The sequence below is a fragment of the Mycobacterium shunyiense genome (assembly GCF_058270035.1).
In genome coordinates, this window is record NZ_JBZDPT010000040.1 from 177,619 (window position 1) to 193,849 (window position 16,231).

16 protein-coding genes are annotated in these 16,231 nt (G+C 66.5%); 12 read left to right on the forward strand and 4 right to left on the reverse strand.

Going from position 1 to position 16,231, the window contains the following annotated elements; translation table 11 throughout:
• Nucleotides 1-107: 107 nt before the first annotated feature.
• The 11 genes from eat to AC4ELS_RS22225 all read left to right on the forward strand — a co-directional run bounded on the left by eat (nucleotide 108) and on the right by AC4ELS_RS22225 (nucleotide 11,473).
• Complete coding sequence (gene eat / locus AC4ELS_RS22175) at nucleotides 108-1,523, forward strand: ethanolamine permease (RefSeq protein WP_064888085.1); 1,416 nt, start codon at nucleotides 108-110, stop codon at nucleotides 1,521-1,523.
• On the forward strand, nucleotides 1,520-2,935 hold the full coding sequence (locus AC4ELS_RS22180) for an ethanolamine ammonia-lyase subunit EutB (RefSeq protein ID WP_499049323.1): 1,416 nt from the start codon (nucleotides 1,520-1,522) through the stop codon (nucleotides 2,933-2,935). Before eat ends, AC4ELS_RS22180 begins: the two co-directional genes overlap by 4 nt.
• The gene (eutC, locus tag AC4ELS_RS22185; RefSeq protein ID WP_498885414.1) at nucleotides 2,932-3,705 is read left to right on the forward strand and encodes an ethanolamine ammonia-lyase subunit EutC; all 774 of its coding nucleotides are present in this window, start codon (nucleotides 2,932-2,934) and stop codon (nucleotides 3,703-3,705) included. Before AC4ELS_RS22180 ends, eutC begins: the two co-directional genes overlap by 4 nt.
• A gap of 13 nt (nucleotides 3,706-3,718) precedes the next feature.
• Nucleotides 3,719-5,005 carry an HAD family hydrolase gene (locus AC4ELS_RS22190; protein ID WP_499049325.1) on the forward strand — a complete coding sequence of 429 codons (1,287 nt, stop codon included), beginning with the start codon at nucleotides 3,719-3,721 and terminating at the stop codon, nucleotides 5,003-5,005.
• Nucleotides 5,006-5,247: 242 nt separating this feature from the next.
• On the forward strand, nucleotides 5,248-5,691 hold the full coding sequence (gene rplM / locus AC4ELS_RS22195) for a 50S ribosomal protein L13 (protein WP_055109823.1): 444 nt from the start codon (nucleotides 5,248-5,250) through the stop codon (nucleotides 5,689-5,691).
• A gap of 32 nt (nucleotides 5,692-5,723) precedes the next feature.
• Complete coding sequence (rpsI, locus tag AC4ELS_RS22200) at nucleotides 5,724-6,161, forward strand: 30S ribosomal protein S9 (RefSeq protein WP_498886184.1); 438 nt, start codon at nucleotides 5,724-5,726, stop codon at nucleotides 6,159-6,161.
• Between the two features lie 343 nt (nucleotides 6,162-6,504).
• Nucleotides 6,505-6,933, forward strand: a complete 429-nt coding sequence (locus AC4ELS_RS22205; RefSeq protein ID WP_131811732.1) for a hypothetical protein — start codon at nucleotides 6,505-6,507, stop codon at nucleotides 6,931-6,933.
• A gap of 156 nt (nucleotides 6,934-7,089) precedes the next feature.
• Nucleotides 7,090-8,430, forward strand: a complete 1,341-nt coding sequence (gene glmM / locus AC4ELS_RS22210) for a phosphoglucosamine mutase (protein WP_064888036.1) — start codon at nucleotides 7,090-7,092, stop codon at nucleotides 8,428-8,430.
• 68 nt (nucleotides 8,431-8,498) lie between these two features.
• Nucleotides 8,499-8,804, forward strand: coding sequence for a type VII secretion target (locus tag AC4ELS_RS22215; RefSeq protein WP_064888038.1), 306 nt, complete (start codon nucleotides 8,499-8,501; stop codon nucleotides 8,802-8,804).
• A gap of 3 nt (nucleotides 8,805-8,807) precedes the next feature.
• Nucleotides 8,808-10,211 (forward strand): hypothetical protein, encoded by a 1,404-nt coding sequence (locus AC4ELS_RS22220; RefSeq protein ID WP_448445846.1) that lies wholly within the window; start codon nucleotides 8,808-8,810, stop codon nucleotides 10,209-10,211.
• 122 nt (nucleotides 10,212-10,333) lie between these two features.
• Nucleotides 10,334-11,473, forward strand: a complete 1,140-nt coding sequence (locus AC4ELS_RS22225) for a 3-ketosteroid-9-alpha-monooxygenase, oxygenase component (RefSeq protein ID WP_448445843.1) — start codon at nucleotides 10,334-10,336, stop codon at nucleotides 11,471-11,473.
• An 81-nt stretch (nucleotides 11,474-11,554) separates the two neighbouring features.
• Here the strand turns inward: AC4ELS_RS22225 and AC4ELS_RS22230 are convergent, their stop codons facing one another.
• The gene (locus AC4ELS_RS22230; RefSeq protein ID WP_448445841.1) at nucleotides 11,555-12,595 is read right to left on the reverse strand and encodes an LLM class F420-dependent oxidoreductase; all 1,041 of its coding nucleotides are present in this window, start codon (nucleotides 12,593-12,595) and stop codon (nucleotides 11,555-11,557) included.
• Nucleotides 12,596-12,748: 153 nt separating this feature from the next.
• On the opposite strand from AC4ELS_RS22230, the gene AC4ELS_RS22235 reads away from it, so the two are divergent.
• Nucleotides 12,749-13,468, forward strand: a complete 720-nt coding sequence (locus AC4ELS_RS22235) for a DUF3298 domain-containing protein (RefSeq protein ID WP_448445839.1) — start codon at nucleotides 12,749-12,751, stop codon at nucleotides 13,466-13,468.
• Here AC4ELS_RS22235 and AC4ELS_RS22240 read toward each other — a convergent pair.
• From AC4ELS_RS22240 to AC4ELS_RS22250, 3 genes are read right to left on the reverse strand one after another with little or no spacing between them, the layout of a single operon-like run.
• Nucleotides 13,458-14,915 (reverse strand): carotenoid oxygenase family protein, encoded by a 1,458-nt coding sequence (locus AC4ELS_RS22240; RefSeq protein ID WP_448445837.1) that lies wholly within the window; start codon nucleotides 14,913-14,915, stop codon nucleotides 13,458-13,460. The genes AC4ELS_RS22235 and AC4ELS_RS22240 overlap by 11 nt on opposite strands.
• 22 nt (nucleotides 14,916-14,937) lie before the next feature.
• On the reverse strand, nucleotides 14,938-15,642 hold the full coding sequence (locus AC4ELS_RS22245; RefSeq protein WP_448445835.1) for a hypothetical protein: 705 nt from the start codon (nucleotides 15,640-15,642) through the stop codon (nucleotides 14,938-14,940).
• A complete protein-coding gene (locus AC4ELS_RS22250; RefSeq protein ID WP_491837937.1) occupies nucleotides 15,639-16,229 on the reverse strand; it encodes an Rv1363c family protein in 591 nt (196 codons plus the stop codon). Before AC4ELS_RS22250 ends, AC4ELS_RS22245 begins: the two co-directional genes overlap by 4 nt.
• Nucleotides 16,230-16,231 lie beyond the last annotated feature (2 nt).

Below are 16,231 nucleotides of genomic sequence, written 5' to 3' on the forward strand. Positions count from 1 at the left end.
CGGCGGTGTTGCCGGGGTAGAGGTGGGCCACCGCCTGCGAAGACCGTCATCAGCTGACGGCATCACATACGAGACATACGAAAACGTTGTAAATGAAGGAGTTTGACATGGCGGGTGTGGAAGAACACCTGGAGAGCGCTGACTATCTACAGAAACGTCAGCTCAAATCCGGAAGCGCGGGCTGGCTGCTGTTGGCCGGCCTGGGCGTCAGTTATGTGGTGTCCGGCGACTTCTCGGGCTGGAACTTCGGCCTCGAGCAGGGGGGCTTCGGTGGTCTGCTGATCGCCGTGGTGGTCATCGCCGCGATGTACTTCTGCATGGTGCTCGGCCTGGCCGAGCTGTCCTCGGCACTGCCCGCGGCCGGCGGCGGCTACACCTTCGCCCGTCGTGCGCTCGGGCCGTGGGGCGGCTTCGCCACCGGCACCGCGATCCTGATCGAGTACTCGATCGCGCCGGCGGCGATCGCCACCTTCATCGGCGGCTACGTCGAATCGCTCGGCCTGTTCGGTATTCACAAGGGCTGGTGGGTGTACCTGGCGGCCTTCGTCATCTTCATCGGCATCCACCTCGCGGGTGTCGGTGAGGCACTGCGGCTGATGTTCGTCATCACCGCGATCGCGCTGCTGGGTCTGGTCATCTTCGCCGTGAGCGCCATCGGCCACTTCGACGTCGCCAACCTGACCGACATCGCCCCCGACGCCGCGGCGGCAGGTGCGTCGAGCTTCCTGCCGCACGGTTACCTCGGCATCTGGGCGGCCATCCCGTTCGCCATCTGGTTCTTCCTCGCCGTCGAGGGCGTCCCGCTGGCCGCCGAGGAGACCGCCAACCCCGAGCGCAACGTGCCGCGCGGCATCATCGCCGCGATGACGGTGCTCATCATCACCTGCGTCACCGTGCTGTTCCTGACGGCCGGCGCCGGCGGTGCCGACGCGATGTCGACGGTGGACGATCCGCTGGTGCAGGCCCTCGGTGGCACCGGGTTCGCCGCCAAGGCGGTCAACTACATCGGCCTGTTCGGGCTGATCGCGAGCTTCTTCTCGATCATCTACGCCTACTCGCGGCAGACCTTCGCGCTGTCGCGGGCCGGCTACCTCCCCACGAGGCTGTCGGTGACCAACAAGCGCAAGGCCCCGACCCTCGCGCTGATCGTCCCCGGCATCGTCGGCTTCCTGTTGTCGCTGACCGGTCACGGTGATCTGATCCTGAACATGGCGGTGTTCGGCGCGGCGCTGAGCTACGTGCTGATGATGATCAGCCACATCGTGCTGCGGGTGCGTGAGCCGGAGATGAAGCGGCCGTACCGCACCCCGGGCGGCATCGTCACCACGGGCTTCGCCCTGGTCATCGCGGTCGTGGCGCTCATCGCGACCTTCGTGGTCAGCCCCGTGGCCGCGGGTCTGTGCCTGGCTGTGTTCTGCGCGTTCATGCTCTACTTCGCGCTCTACAGCCGCCACCGTCTGGTCGCCAACTCGCCTGACGAGGAGTTCGCGATGCTCGCGGAAGCGGAGAGTGCCCTGAAATGAAGTACCACCAGCAGGTTTCGGGGGTGACCTACAGCTTCGACGGTCTGGTCGAGGTGATGGCCAAGGCCACCCCGCTGCGCTCCGGCGATCAACTCGCCGGTTGCGCGGCCGAGCACGACGGTGAACGCGCCGCGGCCGCCTGGGTGCTCGCGGACCTGCCGCTGGACATCTTCCTCAACGAGGAGCTGGTGCCGTACGACACCGACGAGGTGACCCGGCTGATCATGGACAGCCATGACCGCCAGGCCTTTTCGGAGATCTCACACCTGACCGTGGGCGGGCTGCGGGACTGGCTGATGGACGTCACGGCCCATGACCGCAGCGCCGAGCGGCTGGCTGCCGTCGCCCCGGGGCTCACCCCGGAGATGGTGGCCGCGGTCAGCAAGATCATGCGCAACCAGGATCTGATCGCGGTGTCGGCCGCCGCCGAGGTGACCGCCGCGTTCCGCACCACCGTCGGCGGCCGCGGCACCCTGGCCACCCGGCTGCAGCCCAACCATCCGACCGACGACCCCCGTGGCATCGCCGCGGCGGTGCTCGACGGGCTGCTGCTGGGCTGCGGCGACGCGGTGATCGGGATCAATCCGGCGACCGACTCGCCACAGGCCACCGCGGATCTTCTGTATCTGCTCGACTCGATCCGCACGCGCTACGACATTCCGGCCCAGTCCTGTGTGCTCTCGCATGTCACCACCACGATCGGCCTGATCGAGGCCGGTGCGCCGGTGGACCTGATGTTCCAGTCGATCGCCGGCACCGAGGGCGCCAACTCCGCGTTCGGGGTGAACCTGCAGCTGTTGCGGGAAGGCAACGAAGCGGCGCGCAGCCTGCACCGGGGCACCGTCGGCGACAACGTCATGTACCTGGAGACCGGGCAGGGCTCGGTACTGAGCTCGGGCACGCACCTGGGCGTCGGCGGCAAGCCCGTCGACCAGCAGACCCTGGAGGCCCGCGCCTACGCGGTGGCTCGCGACCTGCAGCCGCTGCTGGTCAACACGGTCGTCGGCTTCATCGGGCCGGAGTACCTGTACGACGGCAAGCAGATCATCCGGGCCGGCCTGGAAGACCACTTCTGCGGCAAGCTGCTCGGCCTGCCGATGGGGGTGGACGTCTGCTACACCAACCACGCCGAGGCCGACCAGAACGACATGGACACCCTGCTGACGTTGCTGGCTGCCGCGGGAGTGGCGTTCGTCATCACCGTGCCGGGCGCCGACGACGTCATGCTGGGGTATCAGAGCTTGTCGTTCCACGACGTGCTGACCACTCGGCGCACCCTGGGACTGAGACCGGCTCCGGAGTTCGAGGCGTGGCTGCGCAGCGTCGGCATGGTCGACGACTCCGGGAAGCTGACCCCGTTCGACCTGGAGCGCTCGGCGCTGCGGTCGTTGACTTCGGGGGAGGTGCGATGAGCCCGAACGAGGTTGCAGTTCAAGAGTTCTGGGATGAGCTGCGCAAAACCACGCAGGCCAGGATCGGGCTGGGCCGGGCCGGCAACGCGTTGCCGACGCGCCGGGTGCTCGAACTGGCCGCTGCCCACGCCGCGGCGCGCGACGCCGTGCACGTGCCGCTGGACTTGGATCGGCTCAGGCAAGCTGTCCTCGAGGTGGGTATCGGTGAGCCGACCGTGGTGACCAGTCAAGCCACCTCGCGCGACGAGTACCTTCGCCGTCCCGATCTGGGCCGGGCCCCCGCAACCGGCATGCCGGTGCCCGAAACCCCGGCCGACATCGGCTTCGTGCTGGCCGACGGTTTGTCGCCGACGGCACTGGATCGTCATGGCGCTGAGCTACTGGCAGCTCTGGTGGCTCAATTGAAGGACCGCTACACCCTGGCCCCGCCGGTGATCGCGACGCAGGCCCGCGTCGCACTCGGCGACCACATCGCAGCTCAGGCCCGCATGCGGACCGTGCTCGTCATCGTCGGAGAACGGCCGGGCTTGAGTGTCGCCGACAGCCTCGGCATCTACCTGACCCACCTGCCGATGCCCGGCCGCACCGACGCCGACCGCAACTGCATCTCCAACATCCACCCGCCCGATGGCCTGGGATACACCGAGGCCGCGCGGGTGGCGGCAGGCCTGGTCGACGGCGCGTTGGCGCTGGGCCGCTCCGGCGTCGACCTGAAGGACACCTCGCGAACCTCCACGCTCGACCCGTCCAGCATGACCCAGCTCAACTGAATCAGGAGTCTCAATGACCGTGCGTGCCGTCCTGTCCCTGCTCGCCGCGACGACCGTTGCTGTCGCGGGCTGCGGTGCAAGCAACGATTCGGCGGAGCCGTCGGCCGGTACGCAAACTGGCACCGAGACACCGGCCGCCAACTGCCGCACCCTGGCGGACAACCCGGGTTGGTACGGCGACAACCGGGACCGGATTGACGCGATGCTCGCCGAACGCGGCAGGTGCGGGGCGGACGGCTCGGTGGCCGACGGCGCTCCGCTGGCGTTGTTCGACTGGGACAACACTGTGGTCAAGAACGACATCGGGGATGCGACGTTCTTCTGGATGGTGCGCAACGGCAAGCTGCGGGCACCCGCAGGCGGCGACTGGTCGACGACGAGCCCGTACCTCACCCCGCAGGCCACGGCTGCGCTCGGCAAGGCCTGCGCCGCAACAACTCCGGGCCAACCGATGCCGACGAACACCGATCTGGGCTGCGCCGACGAACTGCTGTCGGTCTACACCGACGGTGAGACACGTGCCGACGAGCCGGCGTTCGCCGGGTTCAACGCCCGCCGGTTCGAGCCCTCGTATGCCTGGGCCGCGCAGATGCTGGCCGGCTGGCCCGAATCCGAGCTGACCGGTTTCGCCGAGGCGGCACGCAAGGAGAACCTCGACGCGCCCGAGGGCACGGAGCAGAAGGTCGGCAGCGGTGACGAGACCGGTTGGGTTCGCTACTACCCGCAGATGCGCGATCTGGTGGAAACCTTGCGCGCCAACGGTTTCGACGTCCGCATCATCTCCGCGTCGGCGGAGCCGGTGGTGCGGGTGTGGGCGGCCGATCTCGGTTTCACCCCGGACAAGGTGATGGGGGTGCGGACCGAGCGCGACGGTGATGTCCTGACGTCGAGGCTGGTGCCGTGTGGCGGCGAGACGGCCATCCCGTACATCGAGGGCAAGCGGTGCCGGGTCAACGAGGACGTCTTCGGCATCAAGGGGCCCGCCGCGTTCGAGCAGCAGCCAGAGGACAAACGCGCGGCCTTCGGCGCCGGGGACTCCGACACCGACGTCACGTTCCTCACCGACGCCACGGCGCTGCGCCTGGTGCTCAACCGCAACAAGACCGAGTTGATGTGCACCGCCTACGACAACTCCGACGGTCGGTGGGTGGTCAATCCGATGTTCATCGATCCGAAGAAGAAGCAGGCCGACCCGTACGAGTGCACGACGGAGGGCTACATCGAGCCCTGCGGCAAGGACGCCCCGCTGCACCGCCCGGATGGCAGCGTGGTGCCCGACCAGCAGGACTCGGTCTCCTAGGCCCGAGCGTTGGCTTGGGTGCGAGATTTTGCAGAGAACTCGCACACGAGCCCACGCTCGAGCTGGGAAGCTGCGTTTTGACCTGCGCGGACACCCACCGGTAAGCTGCTCCGTTGGTGTGTGCTGCCCTGATGGGCAAGCGGGTCCCGGGTCACTGTCGGTCGCCGGGAAAGCCGAGTACACACGCCGCGACCGGCACCCGGATTATCCGGGGTCCAACCCGAGAAGAAGAGGTAAGCGCTGTGCCTACGTACACGCCGAAGGCGGGTGACACCACGCGTCAGTGGTATGTCATCGACGCCCAAGACGTGGTGCTCGGCCGGCTCGCCGTCGAAGCAGCCAAGCTGCTCCGCGGCAAGCACAAGCCGACATTCACGCCGAATGTCGATGGTGGCGACTTCGTCATCGTCATCAACGCCGAGAAGATTGCCGTCAGCGGCAACAAGCTCACCAACAAGTTCGCTTACAGCCACTCGGGTTACCCGGGCGGTCTGCGCAAGCGCACCATCGGTGACCTGCTGCAGAAGCACCCGACCCGCGTCGTCGAGAACGCGATCATCGGCATGCTGCCGCACACCAAGCTCGGTCGGCAGATCCAGAAGAAGCTCAAGGTCTATGCCGGCCCGGATCATCCGCACGCCGCGCAGCAGCCGGTTCCGTACGAGATCAAGCAGGTGGCCCAGTGACCGAAGCGACTGAAGTGACTGAGACCGAGGTCGTGACCGAGGCCGTCGAGGTGGAGCAGGAGCACCGCGAGCCGGTCATCATCGACCGTCCGATCCAGACCGTCGGCCGCCGCAAGGAGGCCGTGGTGCGGGTGCGCCTGGTGCCCGGCACCGGTCAGTTCAACCTGGACGGCCGCACCCTGGAGAACTACTTCCCGAACAAGGTGCACCAGCAGCTGATCAAGGCCCCGCTGGTGACCGTCGACCGCCTCGAGCAGTTCGACATCTTCGCCCACCTCGATGGTGGTGGCCCCTCGGGTCAGGCCGGCGCTCTGCGTCTGGCGATCGCCCGTGCGCTGATTCTGGTGCAGCCGGAGGACCGGCCCGCACTGAAGAAGGCGGGCTTCCTGACCCGTGACCCGCGTGCCATCGAGCGCAAGAAGTACGGCCTCAAGAAGGCCCGCAAGGCGCCTCAGTACAGCAAGCGCTGATCTGTCGCCATTGCGGCCGAACGAACCCGCCGGGTGTGTCCTGTACACACCCGGCGGGTTTGTTTTTGCCTGCTGAGCTGGGCCCGAACCTCGCCGGGTTCTACCTCAGGGCTGTGGTTGGCCGCCCGGTTACGACCCTGGCGTCGAAATCTGCGCGGCCCCGCCTCTCAACTTTTTCCGGGATTCGGGTTTGAAGGTGGATCCTGCGTGGAAGCCCACGGTGTGGAGAGCAGGGGGCTGCTTTGTGTCAGCAGGGTTGTGCCCGCAGGACCTTCCTGCCGCCGGTGGACGTCGTTCTGACGTCGGGGGACCGGGTGCCGCTGTCCCATCGGAAGGAGTAATTGTGGGGAACTTCGTGAAGACAGCTACTGCGGGCGCGATGCTCGGCGGGTCGTTGCTGTTCACCGTGGGTCTGGGTATCGCGCAGGCGGCGCCCGAGACTGCCGGAGACGGCAAGGTCAACCTGACCCTCGGCAACATCTCGGTCCTGGAGAACGTCGACGACGCCGCGGCCGCCCAGATCGCGGCAGGCGTGTGCGAGAACACCGACACGGCATCGTTGACCACTGCCGTTCAGGGGGTTGACGCGAACAGCACCGACCACGTGGTCTGCACCAACAACCTCGGCACCATCTCGTTCAGCCAGAACGGGACCACTGAGCGCCCGGGTGGGATGGCCGAGGGCACGGCGCCGCACAGCGTTGCGCCGACGACGGCACCTCCGATGGCGCCGGGTGGCAGCCATTCGTCGTCTGACACCGGCTCCAGCTAACTGCTTGCCGCCGACGATCACCGCCCGCACCCGACCCGCGGGCGGTGATCCGGTGAGCGTCACCGGCCATCACGACGGGGTTTCAATTCGGCTCCGACATGGTCGCTGACCTCGTCGGTTGTGTTTACGGCAGCCAATTATGAGAAGTTTAAGGGCATGGGTCGACTGTTCGGCACCGATGGGGTGCGCGGGGTCGCCAATCGCGATCTGACTGCCGAACTGGCAGTTGCGCTCGGTTCGGCGGCTGCGCGGCGTCTCGGCAATTCCACAGGTCCCGGTCGTCGGGTGGCCGTCGTGGGCCGAGATCCGCGGGCCAGCGGCGAGATGCTTGAAGCCGCTGTGATCGCCGGCATCACCAGCGAGGGTGTCGACGCCTTGCGGGTCGGCGTCTTGCCGACGCCTGCGGTGGCGTACCTGACCAGTGCCTACGACGCGGATTTCGGCGTGATGATCTCCGCATCGCACAATCCGATGCCGGACAACGGCATCAAGATCTTCGGTCCCGGCGGGCACAAGCTTGACGACGCCGCCGAGGACCGCATCGAGGACCTCGTGCAGGCGGGCCCGGGGCTGCGCCCGACGGGTGCCGGTATCGGCCGCGTCCTCGAAGCCGAGGACGCGCTGGACCGCTATCTGCGGCATGCGGGCAAGGCCATGACGACGCGGCTTGACGGGCTGACCGTCGTAGTCGATTGCGCGCACGGCGCGGCGTGGGCGGCCGCTCCCCGGGCCTACCGGGCCGCGGGGGCCAACGTCATCGCGATCAACGCCGAACCCAACGGTCTCAACATCAACGACGGCTGCGGATCCACCCACATGGAGGTGCTGCAGGCCGCAGTCCTCGAGCACGGCGCCGATCTGGGTCTGGCCCACGACGGGGATGCCGACCGGTGCCTGGCGGTGGACGCCACGGGCGCCGTCATCGACGGTGACGCGATCATGGTGGTGCTGGCGCTGGCCATGCAGGAGGCCGGCGAGCTGTCCTCGGACACGCTGGTGGCCACGGTGATGAGCAATCTGGGCTTGCATCTGGCCATGCGGGCCGCCGGTATCGAGGTCCGTACCACCGGCGTCGGAGACCGCTACGTCCTGGAGGAACTGCGGGCCGGTGAGTTCTCGCTCGGTGGCGAGCAGTCCGGTCACATCGTGTTGCCCGGCTTCGGCACGACCGGAGACGGCATCGTCACCGGGCTGCGGCTGATGTCTCGGATGGCCCAGACCCGCGCCACGTTGGCCGCGTTGGCCGCGCCGATGCGGACCTTGCCGCAGGTTCTGATCAACGTGGCGGTTGACGACAAGGCCGCGGTGGCCAAGGCGCCGTCGGTGCAGTCCGCCGTGGCCCAGGCCGAGGCCGAGCTGGGTGACACCGGCCGAATCCTGTTGCGGCCCTCGGGTACCGAACAGGTGGTTCGGGTGATGGTCGAGGCCGCCGACGAGAACACGGCCCGGATGGTCGCGGTTCGGGTGGCCGATTCGGTCAGCGGCCAGTCGGCCTGACGAGCGCTCGCGCGAGGAACATTCAGCCCTGACGGAACCGGATGGTGCCCGGCTGCGTCTAACCGGGAATGGGAGATGTAACAGCCGTCCGTCTCGACAGGGCGGGCCTGTCCGCGGTAGCGGCCGGATACGACGCCGTTGCCGCCGATCTCGATTCGCTGGTGCGCGACCGGTTGCGTGGCCCGGTTTTCGACGGGGCCGCCGCCGGGCACGCCCACGCGGCCGACGGCGACGCCGTGCGGACCGCCGTGGACGAGGTGACGGATGGGTTGCGGCAATGGTCACGGGCCAGTGCCGAGATCGCGGCCGTGCTGCGCGGCTCGATCGATCGGTACGCGGTTGCCGACGCGCGTGCCGCGGCCAGGGTGGGTTGAGCCGTGGTGGCAAGCCTGGACGTCGCGTCCCGGCTGGATGAGGGGCAGGCCGCTGTCGACACCGTCGCCGAGTACGTCTGGGCCTGCCACCTGCTGGGCTTCGATCACCCCGATCTGACGCGATATCGCTATCAGGTACGCGACTGGTATGCCGCCGAGGACGGCCTGGACCTGCGGGCGCTGGATACCGAATGCACCGCGCTGGCGGCCGCTGCGACCGCGGCCGAGCAGGTATTACAGCTGCAGGACAATCAGTTTCAGAATCTGACGCAGGCCTGGCACGGCACCGGGGGTCGGGCGTCGACGGATTTCCTGGGCCGGCATGCGACGTCCGCGGCGCAAGTCGCCGCCGGGATCCGCGGAGCTGCAGCCACATTGGCCCGGTTGCGTGACAATCTGCGGGAGGCGGTCGACGCCAAGGTCTCCGCCGCGCTGCAGATCGAGCAGCGTCGGGCCGGTCAGCGGGGCATCTGGCTCGCGGCTGCGCGAACCGTGAGCAGCGGTGTGGGGGACCGCTCGGCGGCCAGCGAGCTCATCGACACCCAAGTAAAACCCTTTGTGGCCAACGATATCGGCGGGGACTGGTTGACGGCGATGCGCAGCACGACGCGAGCGGTGGCCGACGCGTACTCACAGGCCGTCGCTGCGCTGCGAGCCGAGGCCCACCCGGCATTCGGCATCCCCGGGGAGCTGGGGCCGGTCTGGCTTCCCACCGGCGCATCCCCGGGCCCCGCCCCGGCCTTCGCCGCTGGTGCAGCTGACCGGTCCTCGGCAGCCGGTGCGATCGGGGGATCCACCGCGGCTCCGGCGAGCGTGCCATCGTTCCCGGTTCCCGCGACTGTGCTGCCCGCCGGGACTGCGTCCGGAGCGGCGGCGGGTCCTGAGCCAATCCTCCCGGCGGCAGCACCCGTTGAGCCGGCGGCGCCCGCCTTGGCCGCACCGGCAGGACCGGGCCAGGGCCTCGGTGGCGGTGGCCTGCCCGGTCTGGGTGGCTTACCTGACATCGGTTCCGGCTTGGCCGGTACCGGGCCGCAACTGGCCGATCTGCTGGGCGGGCTGATCGGGTCGTCGGCCGATGATCTGCCCGGGGATATCGGTGACCTGTCGGACGAGGACGTCGATCCGGTGCCAGACGATGACGAACACGATGAGGCCGAGAACGGCACCGACGAGGACGGCACCGACGAGGACGAGATCGACGCGGCCGCCGACGGCGAACCTGTCGGGCTGGAGGATCCGCCTGTGGAAGTGACCGAATCGCAGCCGGATCCACCGCCCGAGGCGACGGAGGTGCCCGAGGCCCTCACCCCGCCGCCGGCGGTGCCCGCTGCCGCACCGCTTGCTGCACCCATGGGTGGTACGCCGTGTGAGATCGCCGCGGATGAGCTTCCGCAGGTCGGCGGCTAGCTTCGCGCTGAACCGGATTTCGATCCCTGCCAGTGGGACTTCGGGCACAGGAGCAGCGCCTGAGTGTTAGACCTGGATGTGATGTGAACCACAGTCGTCGCGAGCTTTCGGAGGGGTCTTTGATGGAAATGGAATCCGAGTGCGAGGTACGGGAGATCGCAGCCGACCCGCCACCGCCGCGTTTTGCTCGTGGCTGGCACTGCCTTGGGTTGACTCGCGACCTCGGTGACGGGGAACCGCACGCGATCAACGTCTTCGGCCAGAAGCTTGTCGTATTCCGCAGCGGGGACGGCAAGATCAACGTCCTGGACGGGTACTGCCGACATATGGGCGGTGATCTGTCCCAAGGCCAGGTCAAGGGAAATGAGATCGCCTGCCCCTTCCATGACTGGCGCTGGGGTGGCGACGGACGCTGCAAGACCGTGCCGTACGGCAAGCGCGCCCCACGCCTGGCCCGGACCGCCACCTGGCCGACCCTTGAGCAGGACGGGATGCTGTTCGTCTGGAACGATCCCGAGGGCAAGCCCCCGCCCACCGATGTGACGATTCCCCGCATCGAAGGTGCCACCAGCGGCGAGTGGACCGACTGGCATTGGTACACAACGGTCGTCAACGCCAACTGCCGAGAGTTGGTGGACAACGTGGTGGACATGGCGCACTTCTTTTACGTGCACGGATCGATGCCCACGTACTTCAAGAACATCTTCGACGGCCACATCGCGACCCAATACATGAACGCCGACACCCGCGCCGACCGCGACGATGTCGGCGGCTCGACGATGCTCGGCACCACCTCGGTGGCGTCGTACTACGGGCCGGCCTTCATGATCGATGACCTGACCTACCACTATCCCGACACCGACCATTACAGCGTGCTGATCAACTGCCACTATCCGATCGACGCGAATTCGTTTGTCCTGCAATACGGCATCATCGTCAAGAAGGTCGCGGGCCTGTCCGGGGAGCTGGCGATGCAGAACGCCATCGCACTGGGTGACTGGGTGAAGATCGGCTTCGAGCAGGATGTGGCGATCTGGAAAACCAAGGCCCGCATCGACAACCCGTTGTTGTGCGAGGAGGACGGGCCGGTGTATCAGCTGCGCCGTTGGTACGAACAGTTCTACGTCGACGCCGACGATGTCGCGGCCGACATGGTCGACCGGTTCGAGTGCGAGATCGACACCACGAGCGCCCAGCATGCGTGGGCACAGGAGATCGAGGACAACATCGCTGCCCGCGCCACCGCGCAGTCAGCCCCATGACCGGCAGCTGCCTCGACCTCGTCTCGAGCAATGGCCGATGATGCCCATGTCGTGCCGAAGTCGCGGAGCGGCTGTATTGGCCTAGCCGGTGAGGGAGACGAGCTCCTCGCAGAACTTCATGGTCTCTGCGGTGTCGGTGGCCATCGGATGCACCAGCATCGTGGTCACCCCGGCTTCGGCGTAGGCGGCGAGGCGCTCTTTGACGAATCCCTTCGGCCCGACCAGTGACACGTTGCGCACCAGGTCGTCGGGGACGGCAGCGATGGCCTCGGCTTTCTTGCCGGCCAGGAACAGGTCCTGGATGGTGTCGGCGACCTCGCCGTAGCCGTACCGGGTGGCCAGCTTGTGGTAGAAGTTCTGTCCGCGTGCGCCCATGCCGCCGATGTACAGCGCCAGTTGGGGTTTCGCCCAGGCCAGCCGGTCGTCGACATCATCGCCGATGGCCAGGCTGGCGCTGACCATGACGTCCAGCGGTCCCAGCTCTGGATCGCGCTTGGCGGTCCCGGCCCGCAGCGCGTCGCCCCACACGTCGTCGGCCTTCTCGGGCAGGTAGAACACCGGCTGCCAGCCCTCGGCGATCTCGGCGGTCAGCTCGACGTTCTTGGGTCCCAGCGCCGCGATGGTGATCGGAATGCGCTCACGCACAGGGTGATTGATCAGGTGCAGCGACTTACCCAGCCCGGTGCCACGGTCGGCGGGCAGCGGCAGCTGGTAGTACTTGCCGTCGTAGTCGAGGTTTTCGCGCCGCCACACCTTGCGGCAGATCTCGACCACCTCGCGGGTTCGGCCGAGCGGCGCGTCGAACGGTACGCCGTGGAAACCTTCCATCACCTGCGGCCCGGAGGTGCCGATACCCAGGCGGAACCGGCCGTCGGATACATAGTCGACACCGGCCGCGGTCATGGCCATCAGAGCCGGCGTGCGGGTGTAGATCGGCACCACGCCGGTGCCGAGCTCCATGGTGGAGGTCTTGGCGGCCAGGTACCCGAGCTGGCTGATCGCGTCGTAGGAGTACGCCTCGGCGACCAGGGCGATGTCGACGCCCACCTTCTCCAGTTCGACGACCTGGTCGGCGGCTTCCTTGAAGCCGCCGGCGTAACTCAGAAAGATTCCTGTCCGCATGGCGAGAGACTACACCAACCAGTTGGTTGGGTAAAATCCGGGATCTCGGGAATTATGTGGAACGCCAACAATTCGCTCCGGCAGGTCAATTATGGCGTGGCATAATCGGCGGCAACCGGAAATGGAAAAACCGATGCGCGCGCGGGGGTTGAAATGCTGGCGAGAATTCTTTGCGTCGTCACAGTCGGCGTGGGCATGGTGGCAACCGGAGCGGGTGTCGGTAGGGCCGCGTCGGAATCTCCATGCGCTCCGTACGTACCTGTCGTCGACACCATTGCCGGAGAGAGTCCAGATCGGTTGGGCGGCTGGAGTGTTCGTTACGAGCGGATCGGTGGTGGCGATGGTGCGATCGCCGACGAGATCAATCGGGTGATCGATGCCGAGGCGCGTGGTCAGGTGGCGACTTACGAGCCGAGCGCGACGAAGACGAATTCGTGGACACTGAATATCGATGGGCATGTCGTCAAACGGCCGGTGACAATTTCTGCGCTCTTCACGGGCGAATACAATACCGATCAGCCTAATATGCCGTTCCATGCCGTGGCGACTCGAGTTTTCGACTGTCGTAGCGGAATTATGATCGATTGGGACAATCTTTTCACGGATAAAAAGGCGGGCCTTTCGCGGCTGTCCGACCAGACGAAGCGGATCCTCCCGACGGTCTACGCGCCGCCCAGTCGCCCGGGTGTGTGGCAGTTCGGCAGCGAGGTGGCCCCGGTCGACGACAACTTCCGGTATTGGATCCCCACCGACGCGGGCATCGAACTGCATTTCCCGGACTGGCAGTTCGGCCGCGGGTTGCCGGTGATCACCGTCGGGTGGGCGGAACTCCGGGACCTGATCGCCCCGGAGTTCCAGGTGATCACCGAGTAACCGACGGTGAATGCGGCTGGGCGATTCGTGGGGTGTAGCAGCCGTGGAAGCTCAGCGGCAGATGGTGTCGCAACCGGCCGACGTATACGGGTCCCGCTTCGATGTCCTTGGCGTCGAACACCGACAGGTTGGCAGTGTTGTTGATTCCGTCCAGCACCGGTTCGATCAGCCAGCCGTCGTCCTCCTCGATCGCGTCGGGCCTGGCGGCGAAGATCGCCTCGTGCGGCAGGTGGCCGTCGGGGAACTTGAAGATGGTCTCCTTGCCGGTTTTGTTGTCGATCTTGGACAGTGCGTTCGGGAACAAGTTGCCGTCGGTGGCCGCCGACATATAAAAGTAGCGATTCGGCTTGGCCATGTTGAGCACGTTGATCATCGGGAATTCACCGTGGACTCCGGAGAACTCGTCGATCGTGACGTGTCCCGATCGGGGGATTCGGACCCGGGTGGGTAGGCCACCGAAGGGCATCGTGGAGGTTTCCATCAGGGTCTCGACGCCGGCGAGCTGGCCATTGAGTTGTTCCCACGTGGCGTGGTAATTCAGCACGTCCACCACGACGTCGCCGTTGTCGTCGTCGTAGGCGTTGGCGAAATGCAGATGCAGCATCGGGTCGGTGTGGAAGATCCGCGGCTTGCCGCCGTCGCGGGGCACCAAGGCGATCGTGGTGCCCAGTGAGGCGTCGTATTCGATGGCGTCGATGTAGTTGAGCAAACCGAAAGCCGCGCCGAAGAACTTCTTGAGCGGGAATACGAGCGGCGGGATCACGAAGACCAGGTACCGCTTGGTCAGGCCCATGTCGTGATTGAACATGGGTCCGGGCAGGCGGACGTGACCGAGTTTGCGCATCTTGCCGCTGCGGTCGACCCGGTAGCAGATCAGCTTCGGGACCGGCGCCATGGCCATCCCGAAGTTGTACATCTCGCCGGTATCCCAGTCCCACTTGGGATGTGCCGAGAACGCGCCCAGCCACTTGAGCTCACCGTCGTAGTCGTACTCACCTTTGGTCCGCAGGGTGTCGGGATCGAGTTCGGTGGGCCGGCCACCTTCCCACAGGGCGAGGAGTTTTCCGGCGTTCATGACGACGGCGGTGTTGGCGACATTGGCGGGAAACCGCAGAGCGTTGGCAAGCAGGCCACCGTCGCGCATGGTGCCCAAGGCGCGAAACGGCGCTCCGTCGGAAATGATCGAACGTTGATAGTGCTTGGTCTGGATGAACCGGTTGCGGAAGTGGACCACACCGTCGGACATCGAATACATGGTCAGCATTCCGTCGCCGTCGAAGATGTGGCCGAGCGGCGCTCCGCCGGCCTCCATCTTGCCGGGACCGTTGCGATACAACGTCCCTCGGAGGGCGGCGGGCAACTCGCCTGTGACGTCGTCGATCGTGTAGTCGTACTCCTCGTACAGCGGGGCATAGGTCTGGATGGGGTCGTTGTCGACGCTGGTCATGTCGGGATTCCTTCGTGTCGGGTCAGTGGGCAGTGCGGACGCGCAGGGTGCAGCCCAGGCCCGGGAGATGGGGATCGAATTCGAGCGGCATGGGCCCACCGGGATGAAAGACCTTTTCGCAGGCGGCCTTACAGCCCATCTGGCAGGAGTTCTGCTGAGCGGTGTTGGTCCCGACAACGACATGCATTGCGCATTCCGGGATCTCGTAGACCAGCGTCCCGTCCGGTTCCTCGCCGGTGCGGTGGATCGGCCCCACCAGGAAGGTGGACAGGCCGACGCCCATGTCCATCACCGGTGCGTACCAGGCTTTCGGTACGACCTTGACTGCGTGGAACATCGGCAGCAGGAACCGAAGCCAATGCCGCAGCCTGCGCGCGACGGCGTCGGAGACCAGCTCCTCCACTGCTTCGAACGGCAGGTCTCGTAGCAGCTCGGCGGTCACCCACTCGAGCTCAGCGACGAACTGGCCGTACTGGCGCCGCCAGGAGTGCTGAGGGCTCGCGAACAGTCCACGTCGACGTTTACGCCGCTCCACCATTGTGGCCCAACTTCTTTCGACCGCCGGTCGGTTGTCGGCGACGATCCGCAACATCGGCAGGAACACCGTCTCGGGCAGGTCGCCGACGCGCTTGATCATGGAATGGATCAGCCACTCGTCGCGCAGTGCGGCGATCGGACCGGGTTTGATGCCGGCAGTGGTCACGGTTGCCTCCTGGGGCGCGGTCATGGGAGTTCCACCTTGGCGGCCTTCCAGCGGCCGTCGATGTTCTGCATGGTCATGACCATGCGGCTGCGATCAACCCGCGGGTCCGGAACCTCGGTGTTGGTCACCGTCTGGTCGACGAACAGCAGCACCACCACCTCGTCGGCGGTGGCCGACTTGACCGCAGAGTTCACGACCACACCATGGCCGGTCGCTTTGTGGTCAATCAGCAACGTGCGCAGTTCGCTGCTGGATTTGGCGTACATGTCGTGGAATTCGCCGGTGGACCCGTCGAGTACCGCCGCGAAGTTCGCATCCAGATTGCCGGTATCCACCGAAGTCAGCGTCACCGCGTAGGAGTTCGCGGTATTCAACGCTGCGGCACCGGCATTCGCGATCTGTCGCTCGCCGACGTATTGCCAGCCGAAGAATCCGCCGACACCGCCGAGCGCCAGCACCAGCACAGCGATCGCGGCGGCAATCAGACGTCGTCGCCACGTGCTGTGGTTGACGACGGGCTCCGGCTCCTCCGCGGCAGAGCCCGGCGTCTCGGTGTCATCGGGCTCGTCGGTGTCCTCGCTGTCGACGCGTTCAGCCAGTTCCGTGCTCATGA

Coding starts and splice junctions, on each gene's coding strand:
- eat (WP_064888085.1), top strand. CDS start 108: ATGGCGGGTGTGGAAGAACACCTGGAGAGCGCTGACTATCTACAGAAA.
- AC4ELS_RS22180 (WP_499049323.1), top strand. CDS start 1,520: ATGAAGTACCACCAGCAGGTTTCGGGGGTGACCTACAGCTTCGACGGT.
- eutC (WP_498885414.1), top strand. CDS start 2,932: ATGAGCCCGAACGAGGTTGCAGTTCAAGAGTTCTGGGATGAGCTGCGC.
- AC4ELS_RS22190 (WP_499049325.1), top strand. CDS start 3,719: ATGACCGTGCGTGCCGTCCTGTCCCTGCTCGCCGCGACGACCGTTGCT.
- glmM (WP_064888036.1), top strand. CDS start 7,090: ATGGGTCGACTGTTCGGCACCGATGGGGTGCGCGGGGTCGCCAATCGC.
- AC4ELS_RS22215 (WP_064888038.1), top strand. CDS start 8,499: ATGGGAGATGTAACAGCCGTCCGTCTCGACAGGGCGGGCCTGTCCGCG.
- AC4ELS_RS22225 (WP_448445843.1), top strand. CDS start 10,334: ATGGAAATGGAATCCGAGTGCGAGGTACGGGAGATCGCAGCCGACCCG.
- AC4ELS_RS22230 (WP_448445841.1), bottom strand. CDS start 12,595: ATGCGGACAGGAATCTTTCTGAGTTACGCCGGCGGCTTCAAGGAAGCC.
- AC4ELS_RS22235 (WP_448445839.1), top strand. CDS start 12,749: ATGCTGGCGAGAATTCTTTGCGTCGTCACAGTCGGCGTGGGCATGGTG.
- AC4ELS_RS22240 (WP_448445837.1), bottom strand. CDS start 14,915: ATGACCAGCGTCGACAACGACCCCATCCAGACCTATGCCCCGCTGTAC.
- AC4ELS_RS22245 (WP_448445835.1), bottom strand. CDS start 15,642: ATGACCGCGCCCCAGGAGGCAACCGTGACCACTGCCGGCATCAAACCC.
- AC4ELS_RS22250 (WP_491837937.1), bottom strand. CDS start 16,229: ATGAGCACGGAACTGGCTGAACGCGTCGACAGCGAGGACACCGACGAG.